This window comes from Mycobacteroides sp. H003 (genome assembly GCF_001440135.1).
GTDB classification, from domain to species: domain Bacteria; phylum Actinomycetota; class Actinomycetes; order Mycobacteriales; family Mycobacteriaceae; genus Mycobacterium; species Mycobacterium gwanakae.
On the sequence record NZ_LJYL01000034.1, the window covers coordinates 766,608 to 787,358 of the forward strand.

The 20,751-nt window shown below is 65.2% G+C and carries 18 protein-coding genes and 1 riboswitch; of the genes, 5 read left to right on the forward strand and 13 right to left on the reverse strand.

All coding sequences use genetic code 11. The features are described 5' to 3' along the window. The first annotated feature begins 16 nt into the window (after nt 1-16). A complete protein-coding gene (locus AOT87_RS23835) occupies nt 17-733 on the forward strand; it encodes a CoA pyrophosphatase (protein ID WP_057968785.1) in 717 nt (238 codons plus the stop codon). Nucleotides 734-740: 7 nt separating this feature from the next. Here AOT87_RS23835 and AOT87_RS23840 read toward each other — a convergent pair whose 3' ends face one another. The 8 genes from AOT87_RS23840 to thiO form a co-directional block, all read right to left on the reverse strand. Then, nucleotides 741-1,136, reverse strand: coding sequence for a hypothetical protein (locus AOT87_RS23840; protein ID WP_057968809.1), 396 nt, complete (start codon nt 1,134-1,136; stop codon nt 741-743). A gap of 38 nt (nt 1,137-1,174) precedes the next feature. Next, nucleotides 1,175-2,671 (reverse strand): M28 family metallopeptidase, encoded by a 1,497-nt coding sequence (locus AOT87_RS23845; protein WP_057968786.1) that lies wholly within the window; start codon nt 2,669-2,671, stop codon nt 1,175-1,177. 128 nt (nt 2,672-2,799) lie between these two features. Continuing rightward, on the reverse strand, nt 2,800-4,299 hold the full coding sequence (locus tag AOT87_RS23850) for a M28 family metallopeptidase (protein ID WP_057968787.1): 1,500 nt from the start codon (nt 4,297-4,299) through the stop codon (nt 2,800-2,802). 18 nt (nt 4,300-4,317) lie between these two features. Continuing rightward, on the reverse strand, nt 4,318-5,070 hold the full coding sequence (locus AOT87_RS23855) for an ABC transporter permease (RefSeq protein WP_057968788.1): 753 nt from the start codon (nt 5,068-5,070) through the stop codon (nt 4,318-4,320). Next, complete coding sequence (locus tag AOT87_RS23860) at nt 5,070-6,023, reverse strand: ATP-binding cassette domain-containing protein (RefSeq protein ID WP_057968810.1); 954 nt, start codon at nt 6,021-6,023, stop codon at nt 5,070-5,072. The genes AOT87_RS23855 and AOT87_RS23860 overlap by 1 nt, the downstream gene beginning before the upstream one ends. A gap of 17 nt (nt 6,024-6,040) precedes the next feature. After that, a complete protein-coding gene (locus AOT87_RS23865) occupies nt 6,041-6,802 on the reverse strand; it encodes a thiazole synthase (RefSeq protein WP_256364545.1) in 762 nt (253 codons plus the stop codon). A 26-nt stretch (nt 6,803-6,828) separates the two neighbouring features. Next, nucleotides 6,829-7,026 (reverse strand): sulfur carrier protein ThiS, encoded by a 198-nt coding sequence (thiS, locus tag AOT87_RS23870; protein ID WP_057964150.1) that lies wholly within the window; start codon nt 7,024-7,026, stop codon nt 6,829-6,831. Further along, nucleotides 7,023-8,084, reverse strand: coding sequence for a glycine oxidase ThiO (thiO, locus tag AOT87_RS23875; RefSeq protein WP_057968812.1), 1,062 nt, complete (start codon nt 8,082-8,084; stop codon nt 7,023-7,025). Before thiO ends, thiS begins: the two co-directional genes overlap by 4 nt. Further along, a riboswitch (TPP riboswitch) is annotated at nt 8,083-8,198 on the reverse strand. Its footprint overlaps the gene before it by 2 nt. Nucleotides 8,199-8,222: 24 nt before the next feature. Here thiO and thiE point away from each other — a divergent pair. Then, complete coding sequence (gene thiE / locus AOT87_RS23880) at nt 8,223-8,909, forward strand: thiamine phosphate synthase (RefSeq protein WP_057968789.1); 687 nt, start codon at nt 8,223-8,225, stop codon at nt 8,907-8,909. Nucleotides 8,910-8,952: 43 nt separating this feature from the next. On the opposite strand, the gene AOT87_RS23885 is transcribed toward thiE, so the two are convergent. Both AOT87_RS23885 and AOT87_RS23890 read right to left on the reverse strand, forming a co-directional pair. Continuing rightward, nucleotides 8,953-9,324, reverse strand: a complete 372-nt coding sequence (locus tag AOT87_RS23885; RefSeq protein ID WP_057968790.1) for a hypothetical protein — start codon at nt 9,322-9,324, stop codon at nt 8,953-8,955. A gap of 9 nt (nt 9,325-9,333) precedes the next feature. Then, entirely contained in the window at nt 9,334-9,882 is a 549-nt protein-coding gene (locus AOT87_RS23890) for an NUDIX domain-containing protein (protein ID WP_030096264.1), read from the reverse strand. Between the two features lie 76 nt (nt 9,883-9,958). Here AOT87_RS23890 and AOT87_RS23895 point away from each other — a divergent pair, with 76 nt between their 5' ends. From AOT87_RS23895 to AOT87_RS23905, 3 genes are read left to right on the forward strand one after another with little or no spacing between them, the layout of a single operon-like run. Then, complete coding sequence (locus AOT87_RS23895; protein ID WP_030096263.1) at nt 9,959-11,287, forward strand: hypothetical protein; 1,329 nt, start codon at nt 9,959-9,961, stop codon at nt 11,285-11,287. After that, a complete protein-coding gene (locus AOT87_RS23900) occupies nt 11,284-12,267 on the forward strand; it encodes a glutamate ABC transporter substrate-binding protein (protein ID WP_081346459.1) in 984 nt (327 codons plus the stop codon). Before AOT87_RS23895 ends, AOT87_RS23900 begins: the two co-directional genes overlap by 4 nt. After that, the gene (locus AOT87_RS23905) at nt 12,267-14,549 is read left to right on the forward strand and encodes a serine/threonine-protein kinase PknG (RefSeq protein WP_057968813.1); all 2,283 of its coding nucleotides are present in this window, start codon (nt 12,267-12,269) and stop codon (nt 14,547-14,549) included. Before AOT87_RS23900 ends, AOT87_RS23905 begins: the two co-directional genes overlap by 1 nt. Here the strand turns inward: AOT87_RS23905 and AOT87_RS23910 are convergent. From AOT87_RS23910 to AOT87_RS23920, 3 genes are read right to left on the reverse strand one after another with little or no spacing between them, the layout of a single operon-like run. Then, a complete protein-coding gene (locus tag AOT87_RS23910) occupies nt 14,538-15,656 on the reverse strand; it encodes an acetate kinase (RefSeq protein ID WP_057968792.1) in 1,119 nt (372 codons plus the stop codon). The genes AOT87_RS23905 and AOT87_RS23910 overlap by 12 nt on opposite strands. Next, nucleotides 15,653-17,740 carry a phosphate acetyltransferase gene (pta, locus tag AOT87_RS23915; RefSeq protein ID WP_057968793.1) on the reverse strand — a complete coding sequence of 696 codons (2,088 nt, stop codon included), beginning with the start codon at nt 17,738-17,740 and terminating at the stop codon, nt 15,653-15,655. The genes AOT87_RS23910 and pta overlap by 4 nt, the downstream gene beginning before the upstream one ends. Further along, nucleotides 17,737-20,730 carry a glycoside hydrolase family 38 C-terminal domain-containing protein gene (locus tag AOT87_RS23920; protein WP_057968794.1) on the reverse strand — a complete coding sequence of 998 codons (2,994 nt, stop codon included), beginning with the start codon at nt 20,728-20,730 and terminating at the stop codon, nt 17,737-17,739. The genes pta and AOT87_RS23920 overlap by 4 nt, the downstream gene beginning before the upstream one ends. Between the last annotated feature and the right edge of the window lie 21 nt (nt 20,731-20,751).

A 20,751-nucleotide genomic window follows, 5' to 3' on the forward strand; every position in this document is an offset into this window, starting at 1 on the left:
CAGATATGGTCGAACGGTGATCGCGTACGACGAGGAACTGCGGGACCGAATTCGCCGATTCCTGGCGGGCCATGACCGCCATACCGTCGATGATCCGGGGAAACGCCGCGCCGCGGTGGCCGTCGTGCTGGTCGATTCGGATCTAGGGGAAGACCGCATCGACCCCGCACCGGTGGAGGACTGGATTGGCGGTCGCGAGATCCCCGAGCAGGGGCTGGACGGCAGGATGGTCGATGTCTCCGGTGGAGCGGCATTCCTGTTATGCCGCAGAACCTCTCGACTCAACTCCCATGCCGCGCAATGGGCACTGCCCGGTGGCCGACTGGATCCGGGCGAGGACGCGGTGCAAGCCGCGCTGCGTGAGCTGGACGAGGAGCTGGGGGTGGCGCTGCCCGATTCGACGGTGCTTGGACTGCTCGACGACTACCCGACACGATCGGGATACGTGATCACCCCGGTCGTGGTGTGGGGTGGCGGCCGCCTGGAGATGCGTCCCTCACCCGACGAGGTGGTGGCGGCCTATCGCGTGGGATTACACCAGCTCCAGCGCGAGGATTCACCGCGCTACATCAACATTCCGGAGAGCCCACGCCCGGTGGTGCAGATCCCACTGGGCAACGACCTCATCCACGCCCCGACCGGGGCCGTCCTGTTACAGGTGAGATGGCTCTGTCTAGAAGGCCGCAGCGACCGCGTCGATGAGCTAGAGCAGCCGGTCTTCGCCTGGCGATAGCCAGCGCTTAGGACACGTTGGCGCGCGCCAGCACCGTCGGCGTCCCGTAGGGCGCGCTCTGTTCCGCCACCCAGCCCGGGTCCAGGTACACCGAGTTCGATGCGATCACATTGCCGTCGCGCAGGATCTCACCGAGGTAATTGCCGCCCTGGTCACTGAATATGCTCACCTGCGCTTCGCGAGCCGTCATCGATATGTCGTGCGTCCAGGGCACGAAGGGATCGAGCCAGGTGTACTTCTCCGCCTTCTCCCCCTTACCCGTGCGGTAGGAGATGACCACCTGACGATTGCTCCCCGGGTCCTGCGCTGTCACGCGGTAGGTCATTTTCACCCCGGGATCGGCATTAACGACCGGGGAAGACGGCAGCCCGATCATGGCACTGGATGCCAGAGCTACCAGCAGCACAAGAATTCTTCGCATGCGCTGGGATGCTAGCCGCCTCAGCGATCTCGCGGAGAGTGTCGCCGAACTTTGCGCTCCGGTACGCCGTTGGGCCCGGTGGTGGACAGCGCATACGTGCCGACGGCAAAGGCCACCGCCGGACCGTTGATCCCTAGCGCCTCCTTGCCGACATTCGCGAGGTTGTCCTTGGGGCCGTGGTAGTTGGGGTCAAATGGCTGACCCGCGCGTCCCTGCCACATCTTGGCTTCCGGGCCGCTCATTCTGTCCAGCGCACCCGAGCTGATTCCGCCCACCGGAATATTGGCGGCCAGGAATGGCCCGTAATCGGATCTGCCGTTGAACTCCTCGGCCGCCGGTCGTTTGCCCGCCAGGTTGAGGTATCCAGCGAAGGTCCGTTCGATACCCGCGGACCCTTCCGGAATGTCCAACGGCGGCCGGTTCGGGTCGGGTTTGGCGGCGGACTGGTCACCGTCGAGCACGAAGTACCCGGCATTGGGCGAACCGAGCATGTCGAAGTTCAGGTACAGCGCGATGTCATTGAGCTCGTCGGCGTTGCGGCCCTTGGCGTATTCGATCGACCCGGCCAGTCCGTCCTCTTCGGCGGCCCAGAAGGCGAACCTGACGGCGTTGTTGATCACCGGCTTGGGTCCGAGCTGCAGCGCACTCTCCAAGACCGCGGCCACACCGGTTCCGTTGTCGTTGATGCCCGGGCCCTTGGCCACACTGTCCAGGTGCGCTCCGGCGAGCACCACATTCGCGGGGTCGCCCGTTGCGGTCTGGGCGATGATGCTGCGTGAGCGCACCTTCGCGATGTTCATGTCCAGCACCAGGGTTATCGGCGACGAATTGCGGCGCAGCAGGGTGTCGACTCCCGAATCAACGATTCCAACCGGAATGGACAGCTGCTCATAGTAATTGGGTGTAAAAAGTCCCTCACCGGCACCGGCCTGCATCACGACCAGCACTGCCGCCGCACCCTTTTCCTTGGCGACATTGTGCTTGTCGACCACCGAACATCCGGCGCCGTCGACCACCGCGATCTGACCGTCGAGCTTGAGGGTGCCGTAATCGGCCGCGGCACAACCAGTGGCCTTACCCGAGGGCCGGATGATGTTGGCCTTGAGCCCGCCCTTGGGGGTCTGGGCGAAGTAGGAAGCCTGATCCACCGCGTAGGGGCGACCGCCGATGTCGACGAGCGGCTTGCCCTCGGTGAGTACCTTCAGCCTGGACAGCTCCGGGGCCTGTACCTCAAAACCACGATCTTTCAAGGCCTTTGTCACGTAGTCGGCGCTGGCGTCGTAGCCGGGCGTACCCTCGGCACGGTTCCCGCCGTGGGCGTCGGCCGCCTGCTGCAGCTGTTGTAGGTGCGCCATCATCGCGTCCACTGTCACCGAACGCGCAAGGTCGGCTGCGAGATTGGGATTCGGTGCCGCCGGTGCACCGGCACCCGGTGGAGTCGGGTTGGCGCAGCAGCTCGCCACCGCCGCAATCGCAAGCAGGGCGCAACCACGCGCCAGTCCCCGAAACAACGCCATCAAACAAACCTCAATGAAACCTCTTGGAACCCCGGTGGAGTTGTGCGAATCGAGCAATCGCACACGCTACCGCACCAACGTTGGTTCCCAAGGCCTTTCGGGACGTTGCAACGAACCTGTTACCGCCGTTAGTCCTTCAGCTTGTGCCGGGTACGGTCCTCGCGAATGGGCACACCGTTGCGTCCGTCAATGCTCTGCGCGTACAAGCCGATGGTGTAGGCGACTCCGCCGGCGTTGATCTTGAGCGCGTCCTTGTTCACGTTCGCCAGGTTGTCGCCCGCCTGGTGGTAGTTCGGATCGAAGGGCTGGCCCGCCTTGCCGCCCCAGTCCCGCGCCTCCTCGTCGGTCATCTTCTCCTCGGCCCCGGAGAAGATGCCGCCGGTCGGGATGCCCGCCCTACTGAATGCGTCGTAGTCCGATCGGCCGTCGTATTCGGTGTCGTGGGCTTTCTTGCCCTGATCGGCAAGGTAGGCAACCTCGGTCCGCTCGATACCGGCCGAACCCTCCGGGATACGCACCGGAATCTCGTTCGGATCGGCTTCTTCGGACAGGTCGCCGTCATAGGTGAGGTACGCGGCGTTCGGTGAACCGAGCATGTCGTAATTCAGATACAGGGCAATGTTTTTCAGCGCGTCCACGTCCAGGGATTTGACGTAGTCGGTGGAGCCGATCAGCCCTTCCTCCTCCGCGCCCCAGAACGCAAACCTCACCGCGTTTTTCACGTCCGGGTTCGGCCCCAGCTGCAGCGCGGTCTCCAGAACCGCCGCGGTACCGGTGCCGTTGTCATTGATCCCTGGTCCTTCGGGAACGCTGTCGAGGTGAGCACCGGCCATCACGACATCCGTGGTGGCACCCGTCTTGGTCTGTGCGATCACATTGCGCGCCTTGATGTCCTTGGTCTCCGCATCGACCTTGAGGACAACCTGGTCGGGATGTGCGCGCAGATCCGCTCCGGCCGACTTGGTGACGCCGACCACCGGAATCTTCGGGGTGGCGTCCTCACCGAGGGTGCCGCCCGCCTTGCTCTCATCGACATTGTCGGCGACGATCAGGCCGACCGCGCCGCGCTCGGCGGCAGCCCTCTCCTTCTCGGCGAACGGGCACGCTCCACGGTCGACCAGGACCACGGCGCCCTTGACATCCAGACCGTCGTAGTCCTCGGCGGTGCAGCCCGGCGATTCTTCCGCACGGGCCGCGACCAGCCGTCCCTGCGCCTGACCGCCCGGTGAGTACGACAGCACTGCGGCGTCGATCTTCTTGGAGCCGACCGTCAGATCCAACGATTTAGCCTGGAAGTACTTGAAGTCGAACTCGGGCGTCTGTACGTCGAATCCCTTGTCTTTCAGCGTCTTTACCACGTAGTCGACGCTCTGATCGAAGCCGGGAGTGCCCACCGCCCGAGTGTTGTTGTTCTTGTCGGCGATCTCCTGAAGCTCCGAGAGGTGCTTCACGACGTTGTCGACGGTCACCTTCTCGTGTAGCGAGTGCGCGAAACCAATCGCCTCCGCGGAGCCTGCCTGCGGCACCGAGCGGGGTGCGTCGCCGCCATCCCGCTCGCACGCCGTCGCTGTCACCAGTGCGCATACCGCGGACACCGCAACCGCACACACAACCCGCTTGGTCCCCATGGTTCTCCCTTGTCCGACTTAGACGTCGCGTCGCTGCACGACAGCCAGGGCCGCAGCGAGCGTGATGACAACCACGGTAGCAAAGTAGATGAGAGAGCCGGTGGTGCCCCAAACGAAGCGCACACCGTCGGAGGTGTACCACGGCACACCGGTAAACCTGATTCCGTTCGCGAAAGGAAGGAAGGGCTGCAACGCCTTTCCGGCATCAGTGAGCCAGCCCAGCATCAACTCAAGCACCGTCGGCCACAACAGCAGCACCGCAACAGCACCCGCGGTGTGCTTCAGCAACACACCTACCGCCACCGCGAGTACGGCACACAAGAACGCGTACACGCTCACCGAACCAATCGTGTTCCACACGCCGGCACTGTCGAGCGTCAAATTCGCACCCGCCACCGGTCCGGCCATGGCGCGCACCAGCACGATCGAGGTCAGCGTGGTGACCGCGGTGACCACTGCCACCCAGACCCCCGCGACCAGGGCCTTGGCGCCAATTACCGACAACCTGTTGGGCGAGGCCTGAAAGGTGTTTCGCACCATTGCGGTTCGATTCTCATTGGTCACCGTCATCGCGGCGAGCACCATCAGCAGCGGCACCCCCACGACGGTCGCACCGCCCGCGGCATCACCAGGGCTGATCGGCGCGTACACAGAGGCCGATCCGCCCTGCAGGCCCGCTAATCCCAAACCCAAGGCCAGGGCAAGCAGGCTGCACCACACCGCAGAACGCGAGGTGGATACCTTGATCCGCTCGGCCGCGATAACGCCCATCAGCGAACACCCTCCGCGTCCGTCACCGCGTCCGCAGACACCTGGCTGCGGTACTGCACGGCATCATCGGTCAGCGACAGGTACGCGTCCTCCAACGAAACCCGTTGCGGGGAAAGTTCGTACAACGTGACGCCACGACGTGCCGCAAGCTCGCCGACCTGTTCGATAAGAGCACCGCTGATTTCCAGCACGCTTGCCTCTCCACCATGTTCCGAAACGTGCACCGAGAAGCCACTTTCCTCTGCCGCCGTGCGCAAGGTCTCGAGCTGAGGACTGCGCACCCGCACCACATCGGCACCGGCCCGACTGACGAACTCATGCATAGATGTCGCCGCGATAAGCCGGCCGCGGCCGATGACCACCAATTGGTCTGCCGTGTTGGCCATTTCAGAAAGCAGGTGACTGGAGACCAGCACCGTGCGGCCCTGTGCGGCCAGACTCTGCATCAGAGTCCGAATCCAATGGATGCCCTCGGGGTCCAGGCCGTTGACCGGCTCATCGAACAGCAATACCTGGGGATCGCCGAGCAGTGCCACGGCAATGCCCAGGCGCTGCGACATACCCAGGGAGAAGGTGCCGGCATGACGACCGGCCACATCGGTCAGCCCGACCATCTCCAGCACTTCGTCCACCCGCCGGGAAGGAATGTCATTGGCAGCGGCGATCCACCTCAGGTGGTTACGCGCCGTCCGATTGGGGTGAAACTGCTTGGGATCCAGCAGCGCCCCAACCTCGCGCAGCGGATGGTCGATCTCGTGATACTGCTTGCCACCGATAGTCGCGGTCCCGGACGTCGGGCGAGCCAGCCCGACGATCATGCGCAACGTCGTCGACTTACCTGCCCCATTGGGTCCCAGGAACCCGGTCACGACGCCCGGCTCGATGGTTACCGAGAGGTCATCGACCGCCGGGGTCTGCCCATAGACCTTGGTCAGCGACCGCAGTTCGATCATGCGGCCCACTATGCCAGCTATTGCACTGGGGGTCCGTCCGGTGCCGGACTGGAGGCCTGCGCCCAAAATCGACGGGGTATGCGGCCGGCGTGACGCGCGAGGTGCCCGGCGGTTACGGCTGCTGCCATGGCCGCGGCCATGCGTTCGGGATCGGCGGCGCGGGTCACGGCCGTCGCGAGCAGCACGGCATCGCAGCCGAGTTCCATCGCGAGCGCGGCATCGCTGGCGGTGCCGATTCCCGCGTCCAGGATCACCGGCACTCCGGCGGCCGCCACAATCATCTCGATGTTATGTGTGTTGGTGATGCCCAACCCGGTGCCGATGGGTGCTCCGAGTGGCATCACCGCGACGCATCCCACATCTTCCAATCTGCGGGCCAGCACCGGATCGTCGGTCGTGTAAGGCAGTACCACGAACCCGTCGTCGACGAGTTGCTCGGCTGCACGCACCAACTCCACGGCATCGGGAAGAAGCGTGCGTTCGTCGGCGATCACCTCCAACTTGATCCAGTTGGTCTCCAGCGCCTCACGGGCCAGTTGCGCGGTCAGCACGGCCTCGGCGGAGCCGCGACATCCCGCGGTGTTGGGCAACGGCATGATGTCGAGTCGCTTGAGCAGATCCAGCACTCCAGTGCCCCCGGAAGCATCTACCCGCCGGATCGCGACGGTGGTCAGCTCGGTCCCGGACGCCAGCAGTGCCCTTTCCAGAATCGAGAGATTCGCGGCGCCACCGGTGCCCATGATGAGCCGCGAACCGAATGAGCGGCCCGCGATACACAGCGGTTCGTCTGCACTAACCACAGCAGCTACCCCCCTTGCACCGCGGTGACGACTTCGACCAGGGCACCGTCGGAAACCGTGGTGTCCCAATCGGATTTGGGCACGACGGTGTGGTTGATAGCCACCGCGATACCGCACTCGGGAAAGCCCAGTTGGTCGAGCAGCTGCCAGATGTTGGCACCCTCGGTGACCTCGCGCGCATCACCATTTACCTGAATGTTCATCGGGCCTCCTGACTATGTGCCTTCTCAAACCGGCGGGGATCGACGGCATCCGGCGGCTGGCCTCCGTCAAGCACCACCCCGATCGTCTTCGCCGTCCACGGCGCGAGGAGAAATCCCGAGCGGCCATGACCGGCGGCCACGAGAGTCCGATCGTCGATCCTGCCCACCATGGGCAGATTGTCATCGGTCATCGGGCGCAGACCCGCCGCGCATTCGGCGAATTCGTACTCCCCCAGACAGGGCAGCACCGCGCACGCGTCGTCGAGCAGATCCCGCACGCCCGCCACGGCAGGCGCGGTGTCGTGGCCATGCTCGTACTGCGTGGCGCCCACGACGACACCGTCGTGCCGGGGTACCAGGTAGACATGGCGTCCGTGTACCCGGGCCCGGATCACGTTCGCGGGCGGGGGCATCGCGCCGGGTCGCCGTCGCAGCCGCAGTACCTCGCCCTTTACCGGACGAATCGGCAGATTCGCGAGGGTTGCCGCCTGCACCCCGTTCGCGATCACGATCTGATCGGCGGATGCGTCTTCGGCGTGGGTAACCGCAGGGCCCTTACGCACACCGAGCGCCTCGCATTCGGTGGCCAATACGTCCAACACCGCGCGATTGTCGACGGCGAGTTCTTCGGGCGCGGTGAATCCGCGGCGGATGTTCTGCGCCAGCAGCGGCTCGATGTCGCGGGCATTGGTGGTCGCGGCAACGGTATGCCCGCGCCCGGCCAGCCAGTCCGCCATGGTCCTCAGCTCACCGACGTCGGCCGTGTCGACGGCCACGGTAAGTGACCCCCGTGCGGTGATCACCGCGCCTGCTACGTCCTCGTCGATGAAGCCGTCACGCCAGATCCCGAGGGATTCGATACCCAGATCCAGCAGGTCATCCTCACCCGGCCAGGCCTCGCTGTAGGGCGCAAGCATGCCGCCCGCCACCCAGGACGGGCCCTTTCGGCCGTCGTCGTGGACGGTGACCTGCCAGCCGCGGCGGGCAGCTTCACGTGCCACGGAAAGCCCGATGACCCCGCCACCGATGACGGCGACAGAGCCTGGTTGAGACGACATCACAATCGGAGTCACTCCCTTCGCCGGCATGACCCGGATCAGGTCGGACGGTCAGGGCCGGATTCGTTGGCCCACTCTCAGCCCGCTCATCCTGGGGCTCCCGCGTTACTTACACCTACAACGCTAGCGTCTTCGACTATGCACCCGCGTTCGGCCCGGCTTGGGTCTGCTCACCTCTATCTCTGTACCGACGCGCGCCGCGAGCGCGGCGATCTCGCCGAATTCGTGGATGCCGCCCTTGCCGGCGGGGTCGACATCGTGCAGCTGCGCGACAAGGGATCAGTCGGCGAGCAGCAGTTCGGGCGGCTTGAGCCCACCGAAGAACTGGAGTACCTGGCTGTTCTCGGTGCGGCCGCCGCACGTCACGGCGCGTTGTTCGCGGTCAACGACCGTGCCGATATCGCCCGCGCGGCGGGGGCCGACATCCTGCATCTCGGCCAGGATGACCTGCCTCTTGCGGTCGCCAGGGAGATCGTCGGTCCGGATGTGCTGATCGGCCGGTCCACACATGACGCTGCTCAGGCCCGCCAGGCGGCCCTGGATACCGAGGTCGACTACTTCTGCTGCGGGCCGTGCTGGCCGACGCCCACCAAACCGGGCCGCTCCGCGGCCGGTCTCGAACTTGTCAGCATGGCCGCAGCGCTCGGGACTGCCAAGCCCTGGTTCGCGATCGGCGGTATCGACGAGGCGCGGGTGCCCGAGGTGGTCGCGGCCGGAGCGTCGCGGATTGTCGTGGTGCGGGCGATCACCGCGTCGGTCGATCCTGGTGCGGCGGCAGCGTCACTTCGCGAGCTAGTTCACCCCGCGCATACCGCACGCACGTAAACCACGCAGATCTGCTGCACCCGGTATGCGCTCGGCGTACCCCTCAGGGCCAGATCTGCGCAGGAGCCTCCGGATACTTCGACTTCCAGCCCACCCATTGCGCATCGGTGGACCCGATCACGCTCTCGAGAATGGTCCACTTCGGGCCGTTCTTTCTGAGCAGGACCTCATACCGAGTGGGATCGGAGCCGCCGGTGTCCTGCAGTTGACCGTCGACCAGTGCCCAGTCGTCAGCACTCTTGAACGTCTTCACGTCCAGTTTGACGGGTTTACCCAGGTCGGCCTCGACGCGAGCAAGCGCGGTCGCCACCACCTCGTTGCGCTCGCCCGGTCCGCTCTCGGCTTTCTCTGAGCTGCAGGCACCCATCAGCACGCTCGTGATCACGGCCAGCATCAGGAGAAATCCGGTACGCATAACCGAACGCTACGGCAGTTGCCAGGCGAAGCGCCCGGGCTCGAGCTCGACGGTGCCGGGCCCGGAGAAACCATTCGAGGTCCCCTGCAGCGTCGCGACCACCCGCAGCAGCGGCCACGCCGACTTGAACCCGGGGTGCAACCGCATTCCCTCGATCTTTTCCTCGGGCACCCATCGCAGCTCGGTGCTCTCGTGATTGGCCTCGGTGGGCAACAACTCGGGAGCATCGGCAACAACCGTCGTGTACGTCCAGTGCGCCTGGCCGTCAATGCGTTTGGTCACCACCGAGGAGCGGATGGTCATGGCGCCCGGCTCGATTCCCGCTTCCTCGGCTGCCTCCCGGACCGCCGCCTGCTCGGCCGACTCATGGCTGTCCCGCGCCCCGCCCGGCAACGCCCAGGTGCCACCCTGATGACTCCACCAGGCCCGGTGCTGTAGCAGCACCGCGGGCTGGCCGCTCGCCAGCGGTGCGCGTAACAGCAAACCCGCTGCACCGAACCGCCCCCAGAATCGCGCACCCGTGTCAGCGACAACCCATCCGTCACCGTCGCCACGCACAGAGTCCACAGTAGAGCCACCTAAGACTAAATATGCTCTTAGACTTCCCATTAAGGCCGGGAGAGGAAGGTAAGAGGTGACTGTCGGGACGACGCGGTTAGCACACCCGTCGACCGAGCCCGTCGGCGCGACAACCCCCGTCGTGCCGGCTCATCCGTGGTGGTGGTTCCTCAAGTCCACTCCCGGCAAGATTCTGATGCTCGGTATCGTCCTGGCCACCGCCGGCGTGCTGTCCGCGGTGGCCACTTCGGCGAGCGTGCAGAACCGGCAACTCGCCCTGAGCACGGTGCTCAACCACACCGAGCCGCTGGCGTACTCCGCCGGGCAGCTGTACAGCACCCTGTCGGTCGCCGATGCCGCGGCGACCACCGCGTTCATCGCGGGCACCGAACCGCAGGGCGTCCGTGAACGGTACGAGCAGGCCATCACCGATGCCTCGACCGCACTCGTCGCCGCGTCCAGCGGTCTCACCGACCGGCCGATGCAGGAGCTACTGAGCCGCATCAACGCCGAACTGTCGGTCTACACCGGACTCGTCGAGACCGCGCGCACCAACAATCGGGCCAGTAATCCTGTCGGCGCCTCGTACCTGAGCGAGGCCTCCGCACTGATGCAGCACACGATCCTTCCGGACGCGCAGCTCCTCTACGAGGAAACGTCCAACCGCGTCGATCAGGAAACCAGCGCATCCACCCGGGTGCCCTTCCCGGTGATCCTCATCGTGCTGGCCACCATGATCGGTGGGGTCCTGGGCCATCGCTGGTTGTCCAAGCAGACGCGGCGCCTCATCAATCCCGGCATGCTGGCGGGCGGCGCGGCCCTACTGCTTATGGTGGTTTGGGTGGGTATCGCACTGGCCGTCTCTGCCTCGCTGGGCACCGACGCGCGCAACGGCGGCGCCCACTCGCTGAAAACCATCACTCAACTGGTCATCTCGGCTCAGCAGGCCCGCGCCGACGAGACGCTGGCACTGATCCGCCGCGGCGATGAGAGTGTGCGCAAGAAGTCCTATTACGACCGCATCGACGAGATGGACCGCAAGATCGGCGAGTATCTGAGCAACCCGGATGCCATTGCCCGCGCGGACCTGGAGCGGGCGCAGCAGCTGCTCACCAGGTGGCGGCAGGCCGATGACCGGATCAACGCCTACATCGGCGTCGGCAACTACCAGGCCGCCACCCAGGTGGCACTGGGCAGCAGCGAATCGGACTCGACACCGGCCTTCGACAGCCTCGATGCGGCGCTGCGCAACGGCGTTCAGGACAGCCGCCGCCAACTCCGCTCGGGTGTTCTCAATGCCGAACGCGCGTTGACGTTGTCCTCTGCGGGCGCGTTGATCCTCTCGGTGGGCGGCGCGATATGCGTGGGAGTCGGTCTGTGGCCGAGGCTGAGCGAGTACCGATGATGAGAACAGCGACGCAGGGCACCGCACGCAGACTTGCCGCGGTGGCGGTCATAGCCACCATGCTGGCCGGATGCTCGACGCCCGAGAACTCCACTCCACTGCCACAGCTCACCGTGCCGAGGCCGACCCCTGCCGAGATGACCGAGCAGGAACCCAACCTCGCGCCGTTGACCAAGGTCGACACCTCGTGCGACCCCACCGCGAGTCTGCGGCCCACCAACGACCGGGCCGCCAACGATGATGCGGTCGCGGCGATCCGCAGGCGCGGCCGGCTCATCGTCGGGCTGGACATCGGAAGCAACTTGTTCAGCTTCCGCGACCCGATCACCGGGGAACTGACCGGATTCGATGTCGATATCGCCGGGGAGATCTCTCGCGACATCTTCGGCACCCCCGAGCGGGTGGAGTACCGGATTCTGTCCTCGGCAGATCGCATCGCGGCATTGAAGAACTCGACCGTCGACATCGTGGTGAAGACCATGACCATCACCTGCGCACGGCGCAAGGAGGTCAATTTCTCGACCGTCTATCTGATGACCTACCAACGGATTCTGACCAGCAGGGATTCGGGCATCACCAACGCACAGGACCTCTCCGGCAGACGGGTGTGCGCCGCGCGCGGCACCACTTCCTTGAACCGGCTCTCGCAGATCACCCCGCCGCCGGTCATCATGTCGGTGGTGACGTGGGCGGATTGCCTTGTGGCACTGCAACAACGCCAGGTCGACGCGGTGAGTACCGACGACTCGATACTCGCCGGCCTGATGTCCCAGGATCCGTACCTGCACATCATCGGGCCCAACATGAGCGATGAGCCGTACGGAATCGGCATGAAGCTGGAGAACACCGATCTGGTCCGGTACGTCAATCGCACCCTGGAACGCATCCGGCGCGACGGCACCTGGAATGCCTTGTACCGCAAATGGCTGAGCGTGCTGGGGCCCGCCCCCGCACCTCCGAGCGCAAGGTACCGGGACTGATGAGTAAAGATCCCGGCAGCCTGGAAGACCCAGAGGATCTGGTCGACGACGCGGACGAAGACGAAGGTCCGGGCACGCGGCCCGCATCCCTGGCGGACCTGGATGCGGACTCCGCGTCCACGATGCGCCCCATGGCTACCCAGGCCGTGTTCCGTGCCCCCGATTTCACCCAGCCCACAACCCAACCCACCACACAGCCAGAGGTCCGCGCCACCACCACGCGAGTCCGGCTCTCCCCCACCCGCCGACTCGGCGGCGGCCTGGTCGAGATCCCGCGTGTTCCGGAAATCGATCCACTGGCCGCCTTGATGACCAATCCGGTCGTCGAAGAGTCCAAACGATTCTGCTGGAACTGCGGTAAACCGGTGGGCCGCTCCACGGAGGATGGCCCCGCCTGCAGTGAGGGCACCTGCCCGGCCTGTGGGTCCACCTTTTCCTTTCTGCCGCAGCTGAATCCCGGCGATGTGATTGCCGGGCAGTACGCCATCAAGGGCTGCATCGCCCATGGCGGTCTGGGATGGATCTACCTCGCGGTGGACCGCAACGTCAACGACCGTCCGGTGGTGCTCAAGGGTCTAGTGCATTCCGGCGACGCCGAAGCACAGAACATCGCGATGGCCGAGCGGCGATTCCTCGCCGAGGTGGCGCACCCCTCGATCGTGAAGATCTTCAACTTCGTCGAACACCCCGACCAGCACGGGAATCCGGTCGGATACATCGTGATGGAGTACGTCGGCGGCACCTCGCTCAAACAGCCCAAGGGCAAGGCCCTACCCGTCGCACAGGCCATTGCCTACATGCTGGAAATTCTTCCCGCGCTGGGCTTTCTGCACTCGGTTGGGCTCACCTACAACGACCTCAAGCCCGAGAACATCATGGTCACCGAGGAGCAGCTCAAACTCATCGACCTGGGCGCGGTGGCCGCGGTAAATGCCTACGGCAACCTGTACGGAACTCCCGGCTACCAGGCACCCGAAATCTCCAGGACCGGCCCCACTGTCGCGTCGGATATCTACACGGTGGGACGCACCCTCGCGGCGCTGACCCTGCGCATGCCCACCCGCAAGGGCCGATACAAGGACGGGCTGCCCAACGAAGATCCGGTGCTCGCCAAGTACGACTCGTATCACCGCCTTTTGCGCCGGGCCATCGATCCCGACCCCACCGCACGGTTCGGCAGCGCCGAGGAGATGGCCACTCAGCTGGTGGGAGTACTGCGCGAGGTGGTGGCGCTGGACTCGGGCACACCACGCCCGGGCATGTCCACCCTGTTCAGCCCGTCCCGGTCCACCTTCGGGGTCGACCTGCTGGTAGCCCACACCGACGTCTACGTCGACGGGCTGGCTCACCCGCCGAGCCTGACGGCGCCGGATATCGTGACAGCTCTTCAGGTTCCGCTTCTCGACCCCACAGACGTGGGTGCCGCCATCCTGCAGGCAACCGTACTGAGCCAGCCGATACAGACCCTCGAATCCTTGAAGGCCGCCCGCCTGGGCCGAATCGACGCCGACGGGGTGGATCTGACCGAATCGATGGAGCTGCCCCTGATGGAGGCACGCGCACTCCTCGATCTGGGCGATGTCGCCAAGGCCAACAGCAAGCTGGATCAGCTCGAGGACCGGGTGGGCACCCCGTGGCGACTGACCTGGTACCGCGGCATGGCGGCCCTTCTCAACGGTGACTACGACCAAGCCACAAAGCATTTCACCGCCGTTCTGGACTTCTTGCCCGGTGAGATCGCCCCCAAGATGGCACTTGCCGCCACCGCCGAACTTGCCAATGACGAGAAGAACCTCGACTTCTACCGCACCGTCTGGTCCACCGACAACAGCGTCATCTCCGCGGGATACGGGCTGGCTCGCACCCTGGCCTCCCGCGGGGAACGCGCCGAGGCGGTACGCATGCTCGATAACGTGCCCCCCACGTCGCGCCATTTCACCACCGCGCGTCTCACCAGTGCCGTCACCCTGCTCTCGGGTCGCACACTCACCGAGGTCACCGAGGACGACATCCGCGAGGCGGCCCGCAGGGTGGAAGCACTACCCGAGACGGAACCGCGTGTACTGCAGATCCGCGCGCTGGTGCTCGGGACGGCGCTGGACTGGATCAAGACCAATCATTCGACCGGACACCACATCCTGGGTGTCCCGTTCACCAAACGCGGCCTGCGCCAAGGTGTTGAGCGGAGCCTGCGGGCGTTGGCCCGCCGGGCCACCGAGCGCGCCCACCGTTACGCGCTGGTGGATCTGGCCAACGCCACCCGGCCGACCTCACTGCTCTAAGGCCGCCCCCACCGCCGCCCTGGCGATGGCCAGTTCCTCGTTGGTGGGCACCACCAGCACCGTCACCCGGGATCCATCGGTGGAGATGCGGCGAATCTCGCTGGACCGCAACAGGTTTCGTTCCGGATCGATCTCGATGCCAAGCACTTCGAGTCCGGCCATGGCATCGGCACGCAGCACTGCGTCGTTCTCGCCCGCCCCGGCGGTGAAGGAGATGACATCGGCGCCACCCAATGTCGCGATGTAGGCGCCAATGTACTTGCGCAGCCGGTGCACATAAACGTTGTACGCAAGCTGCGCCGATGCGTCTCCCGCCTCGATCAGCCGATGAATTTCACGAAAATCGTTGGCCCCGCACAGTCCGAGCATGCCGGAACGGCGGTTGAACACCGTGTCGATCTCATCGATGCTCATGCCGTGGCGCGCCAGATGGAACACGATGCCAGCGTCGATATCGCCGGTGCGGGTGCCCATCACAAGGCCCTCCAGCGGAGTGAGGCCCATCGAGGTCTCCACGGCGCGGCCATGCAGGATCGCCGACGCCGATGCGCCGTTGCCCAGGTGCAGCACGATCTGGTTGATGTCGGCGTACGCGCGCCCCAGGTAGCCGGCGGCCTGCTGTGACACGTATTGATGCGAGGTGCCGTGGAATCCATAGCGCCGCACGCCGTATCGCTCGGCGACCTCACGATCGAGCGCATAGGTGGCCGCCGCTGGCGGCAGACTGTAGAAGAACGCGGTGTCGAACACCGCCACCTGCGGCACATCGGGCAGCAGGCGCCGGGCCACCTCGATGCCCTGCACACCGGCCGGGTTGTGCAGCGGCGCCAGTGACGACAGCTCCGCGATCTGCGCGACCACGGCGTCGTCGAGCACCGTCGGCTCGTGGAACTTCTGTCCGCCGTGCACCACACGATGGCCCACCACCACCACGTCGTCGGTGTTGATGGAGTCGAAAACCAGCCGCAGTGCCTCTTCGTGATTGCGGACCGGCTCTTCACCGATGCGCTCCACCAGCCCGTGCGCGTCCACCCGGCCCGAATCCGGTTCGATGAGCTGGTATTTCACCGAAGACGAGCCGCAGTTCAGGACCAGTACCGCGCTCATCGGGTCAGGTCCTGGGCCTGGATCGCGGTGATCGCGACCGTGTTGACGATGTCCTCCACCAGAGCACCGCGGGAGAGATCATTGATGGGTTTGCGCAGGCCCTGCAGCACAGGCCCGATGGCGATGGCCCCGGCGCTGCGTTGCACCGCCTTGTAGGTGTTGTTCCCGGTGTTGAGGTCAGGGAAAATCAGCACCGTCGCGCGTCCGGCAACCGGGGAGTCGGGCATCTTGGTGGCCGCCACCGAGGGCTCCACTGCCGCGTCGTACTGGATGGGACCCTCGACCAGCAGCTCGGGCTGCCTGGTACGAACCAATTCGGTTGCGATACGAACCTTTTCGACCTCGGCACCGCTACCCGAGTTTCCCGTCGAGTAGGACAGCATCGCGACCCGCGGATCGATGCCGAACTGGGCGGCCGTGCGCGCCGAGGAGATGGCGATATCGGCCAGCTGCTCGGAGGTGGGGTCGGGCACGATGGCGCAGTCGCCGTAGGCCAGTACCCGGTCGGCCAGGCACATCAGGAAGATGCTGGACACTGTAGAAACACCGGACGTCGTCCTTATGATTTCGAACGCTGGCCTAATCGTGTGCGCGGTGGTGTGCACCGCGCCCGACACCATGCCGTCGACGATGTCGTTGTACACCAGCATGGTGCCGAAGTACGAGACGTTACGCATGATCTCGCGCGCACGATCAGGAGTCATGCCCTTGTGCTTGCGCAGCTCGAAGTACTGGCCCGCGAACTGCTCGGCGAGCTCACTGGTCTTGGGGCTGACCACCAGGGCATTCGAGATGTCCACGCCCAGCTCGGCTGCGCGGGAACGAATTTCCGCCTCTTCACCCAGGATTGTCAGATCTGCGACCTGGCGCTGCAGCAGCCGCCCGGCCGCCTTGAGGATCCTGTCGTCGTCGCCCTCCGGGAGCACGATGCGCTTACGGTTGTCCCGCGCCCGATCCAGCAGCTGATACTCGAACATCTGCGGCGTGGTGACCGAGGGAATCGGAATGGCCAGCTGCGCGATGAGATCCGCGCCATCAACATATCGATCCATCAGCGCTAGCGCGGTGTCGATCTTGCGGGCCGAGGCCACCGTGACCCGGCCGCGGGCATGCGCTGCGGCGCTCGCGGTCTCGAACGTGCCCGAATCCGTCTCGATGATCGGCAACCGCAGCCCGATCCCGTCCACCAGGTCGGCGATCCGTGGGTGCAGCTTCAGTCCGCCGTTGAGGATGATCGCGGACAGCGATGGAAATCCTTCCGCCACATGCGCGCTCGCCACCGCCAGCAGCACATCGGATCGGTCGGCGGGGAAGATGACGGCCTGCCCCTCTTGCAGGCGCTCCAAACAGTGCTCGGCGGTCATGCCCGCCACCATGAAGCTGGTGGCCTCGCGGGACAGTAGTGCCTCGTCCCCGCTGACCAACGAGCCCTTCACCGCTTTCATGAGCTCTTCTACCGACGGCGAGACCAGCAGCGGTACCTCGGGCAGCACCCAGGCAGGCTTGTCGAAACGCGATAACGCCTGGCGCACCTCGTCCAGCTGATCGGGATTACACCGGTTGGCCACAATGGCGGCGGTGTGCGCACGCTGCACCTTGAGCTCGCCGAGACAGACCTCGGCAAGGGCCGCCACCTCGTCCGGATTTCGACCGAATCCCTTGATGGTCAACAGAACCGGTGCGCCAAGATTGACCGCGATGCGGGCGTTGGTACTCAGCTCACTGGGACTCGCGACGTCGGTGTAGTCGCTGCCGACAATCACTACGGCATCACAGCGCTCCGCGACCGCGTGGTACCTGTCGACGATCTGGGCGATCGCCGCATCTGGATCCTGATGGAGATCGTGGTACGAGACGCCCAGACAGTCCTCATAGGCGATGTCGGCGGTGCTCTGCTCCAGTAGCAGTTCCAGGATGTAGTCCACACTCTCCCCGGACCGCGCGATGGGGCGGAACACGCCCACGCGTGCCACCGAGGCGGCCAGCCGATGCATCACACCCAGTGCGACGGTGGACTTTCCGGTATCACCTTCGGGTGAGGCAATGTAGATACTGGACGCCTTCAATCCTCTAGCCTCGGTCATGCACGCCTTCCTACACGAGTGAATCGCAGCGTCAGAATCTTGAACGGACGCAATGTCAGTTGAATATCGTTGACCCAGAGTTTGATCGCATCCGGATACTCGATCGGCCGTTCCAGCAGATCGGTCACGGCCACCCCGTCGTGGCTGAAATTCGCGTGGATGCTCACATCGGCCCGTCCACCGCGCGACTCGTAGAGCCGGACGATCAGATCACCGCTGCGGTCGTTGGCCAGCTTCACCGATTCCACGACGACGGCCGGGTTATCCAGGCTGATAAGAGGTTCGATGCTCGCCGCGGCGCCCTCGACGACCCTCGTGTCCAGGTTGCGCCGGTATCCCTGCTCGACGGCGTCGCCGATCGTCGCGCCGGGGCGTACCGAGAACCTCAATCGGTGATGTCCCTGATCGCAATCGGGATCCGGGAAGAGCGGCGCGCGTAAAAGGGACATCCGCACCACGGTGGTGGTGCCACGTCTGCTGATGTCGTGTCCGTAGGTCGAATCGTTGGCCACTGCCACGCCGTATCCGGATTCGCCCACATGCACCCAGCGGTGCGCACAGATCTCGAACTTGGCTTCGTCCCACGAGGTGTTGGCGTGCGTGGGACGATACACATGGCCGAACTGGGTTTCCGACGCCGATCGGTCGGCCTGCACGTCGAACGGGAACGCCAATTTGAGCAGCTTCTCGGACTCGTGCCAGTCGATATCGATCTCGATGTCCAGTGCGGGCGCACCATCCTGCAGCGTGATGCGTTGCACAAGATGTGAATTGCCGAATTCACGCTTGATCACCAGCGCACCGTCCGCGGCGGCAACCGAGCTCGCCGGCGTCAGATTGGTGACGGTGTTCCGGTAGAAGCCGTCGATATCCCAGGCGTCCCACTGGTTCGGCGTATCGCGATGCAACTGCAGCAGATTCCCCGGCGCCGCCATGGCCTCCCGGCCACTGGCAGCATCGATGAGGGAGACCAACAGACCGTCGGCATCGAAGGTGGCCGCCAGAATCCCGTTGTCCAGCAGGAACCCTCCGTCACTCGTCACGGGAGTGACGGAGGTGGGCTGATCGGCGACAGCGGCGCCCAGCGCGGGTACCCCGTCGCGATCGTGCGGCGCAGCATTGAAGGCCAGTCTGCGGTCACCCTGGCCCGCCAGGGTGCGCGTCGCGGATTCGATGATGGCTTCCAGCCTCGTCGCGATCGCCGCGTAGTTCCGTTCAGCGTCCCGATGCACCCAGGCGATGGAGCTGCCGGGCAGGATGTCGTGGAACTGCTGCAGCAGCACCAGCTTCCAGGTCTCGTCCAGCTCGTCGTACGGGTACTCGTATCCGGCGTGCACCGCTGCCGTCGCCGCCCACAGCTCTGCCTCGCGCAGCAAGTGCTCGCTGCGGCGGTTGCCCTGCTTGGTGTTCGCCTGCGAGGTGTACGTGCCGCGGTGCAGCTCCAGGTAGAGCTCACCGGACCAGCGCGGCGGGTTGGCGTACTCGGCTTGGGCGGCGGCAAAAAACTCCGCCGGGGTACCCAGGGCCACCGTGGGTGAGCCTTCCAGCGACCGCTTTCGCGTGGCGTAGGCCAGCATTTCGCGGGTGGGGCCGCCGCCCCCGTCTCCGTAGCCGAAGGGCACCAGCGACATGGTGCCCGCCCCGGAGTCGCGGTAGTTGCGCTGCGCATGCGCGAGGTCGCCGCCGCCCAGATCGGAGTTGTAGGTGTCGACGGGCGGGAAATGCGTGAACACCCCGGTGCCGTCGATCCCTTCCCAGATGAAGGTGTGATGCGGCATCCGGTTGACCGAGTTCCACGAAATCTTCTGTGTCAAAAAGTATTCCGAACCTGCGGCGGTGACGATCTGGGGCATCGCCGCGGAATAGCCGAACGAGTCGGGCAGCCACACCTCTGGGGTGTCGATCCCGAACTCGTCGAGGAAGAACTGCTTGCCCGCCACGAACTGGCGGGCCATCGCCTCCGCGCCGGGCATGTTCGTATCGGCCTCAACCCACATGCCGCCCACCGGAATGAACTGTCCCGCAGCAACTTTCTCCTTGATGCGAGCAAACAGGGTGGGGTACTTGTCCTTGATCCACGCGTACTGCTGCGCCGAGGAGCAGGCGAATCGGAAGTCTGGATGCCGGTCCATCAGGTCGACCATGTTCGAGAAGGTCCGTGCACACTTACGGACCGTCTCACGCACCGGCCACAGCCACGCCGAGTCGATATGAGCGTGCCCGACGGCGGTGATCCGATGGGCACTGGCATATGCGGGGCGCGCCAGCACGTCGGCGAGTTCGGCACGTCCGTCAGCCGCGGTACCCGCAAGATCCTCGGGATCCACCGTGTCCACCATGCGTTCCAGCGCGCGCAGAATCTCGTGGCGGCGCGGCAGATCCTCGGGGAGCGTATGCATCAACCCGTCCAGGGTGGCGATGTCCTGCTGCAGCCCCCACAGGTTCAGGTCGCGCAGCGCAAGGTCGATACCACCCAGCCGGTACAGCGCCTCATCACCGGAAGTAGCCTTGTCTCCCAATGGCATTGGCGACCAGAAATGCTTGCCGATGTCCGGGTTGGCGGCGGCCTCGATGTAGAAGTCCACCGGGGCGTCCGGATCGTCGATGGGCACGAACGCGTTGCGCGGCGCGATGCCCTTCACCACGGTGCCGTCGGGCCGGTACACCAACCCCTCGGCGTTGAAGCCCGGCCCGCCGGTGAAGCCGAGTTCGACCCTCATCTCCGGGGCACCCTCGGACCGACCGCGCCACCGCTCCGGAACGGTTCCGGTCACGTGCAGCCACATCGTCGACCAGGGTGGTCCCCAGGGCGTCCCGGGAGTGATCTCGGTGAATTCCTGCGACGCCGCCTCGGCGAATGGCACCGGCTCCCCCGGTGCGGTCCACGCCGTCAGTGTCAGCGGCGCCGAATCGACGTAGATGGCGCAGTTCAGCCGCTTATCGACGAAACGCCGAATGCGGTCCTCGACAATTCGCCGGTCGTCATGCATGACCTGACCCTATCGGCTCGC

Excerpts from the sequence above, each read along its gene's own strand:
- AOT87_RS23845 (WP_057968786.1), bottom strand. The coding sequence starts at position 2,671 with ATGGCGTTGTTTCGGGGACTGGCGCGTGGTTGCGCCCTGCTTGCGATT.
- AOT87_RS23850 (WP_057968787.1), bottom strand. The coding sequence starts at position 4,299 with ATGGGGACCAAGCGGGTTGTGTGTGCGGTTGCGGTGTCCGCGGTATGC.
- AOT87_RS23855 (WP_057968788.1), bottom strand. The coding sequence starts at position 5,070 with ATGGGCGTTATCGCGGCCGAGCGGATCAAGGTATCCACCTCGCGTTCT.
- AOT87_RS23860 (WP_057968810.1), bottom strand. The coding sequence starts at position 6,023 with ATGATCGAACTGCGGTCGCTGACCAAGGTCTATGGGCAGACCCCGGCG.
- thiS (WP_057964150.1), bottom strand. The coding sequence starts at position 7,026 with ATGAACATTCAGGTAAATGGTGATGCGCGCGAGGTCACCGAGGGTGCC.
- thiO (WP_057968812.1), bottom strand. The coding sequence starts at position 8,084 with ATGTCGTCTCAACCAGGCTCTGTCGCCGTCATCGGTGGCGGGGTCATC.
- thiE (WP_057968789.1), top strand. The coding sequence starts at position 8,223 with ATGCACCCGCGTTCGGCCCGGCTTGGGTCTGCTCACCTCTATCTCTGT.
- AOT87_RS23885 (WP_057968790.1), bottom strand. The coding sequence starts at position 9,324 with ATGCGTACCGGATTTCTCCTGATGCTGGCCGTGATCACGAGCGTGCTG.
- AOT87_RS23900 (WP_081346459.1), top strand. The coding sequence starts at position 11,284 with ATGATGAGAACAGCGACGCAGGGCACCGCACGCAGACTTGCCGCGGTG.
- AOT87_RS23905 (WP_057968813.1), top strand. The coding sequence starts at position 12,267 with ATGAGTAAAGATCCCGGCAGCCTGGAAGACCCAGAGGATCTGGTCGAC.
- AOT87_RS23910 (WP_057968792.1), bottom strand. The coding sequence starts at position 15,656 with ATGAGCGCGGTACTGGTCCTGAACTGCGGCTCGTCTTCGGTGAAATAC.
- pta (WP_057968793.1), bottom strand. The coding sequence starts at position 17,740 with ATGACCGAGGCTAGAGGATTGAAGGCGTCCAGTATCTACATTGCCTCA.
- AOT87_RS23920 (WP_057968794.1), bottom strand. The coding sequence starts at position 20,730 with ATGCATGACGACCGGCGAATTGTCGAGGACCGCATTCGGCGTTTCGTC.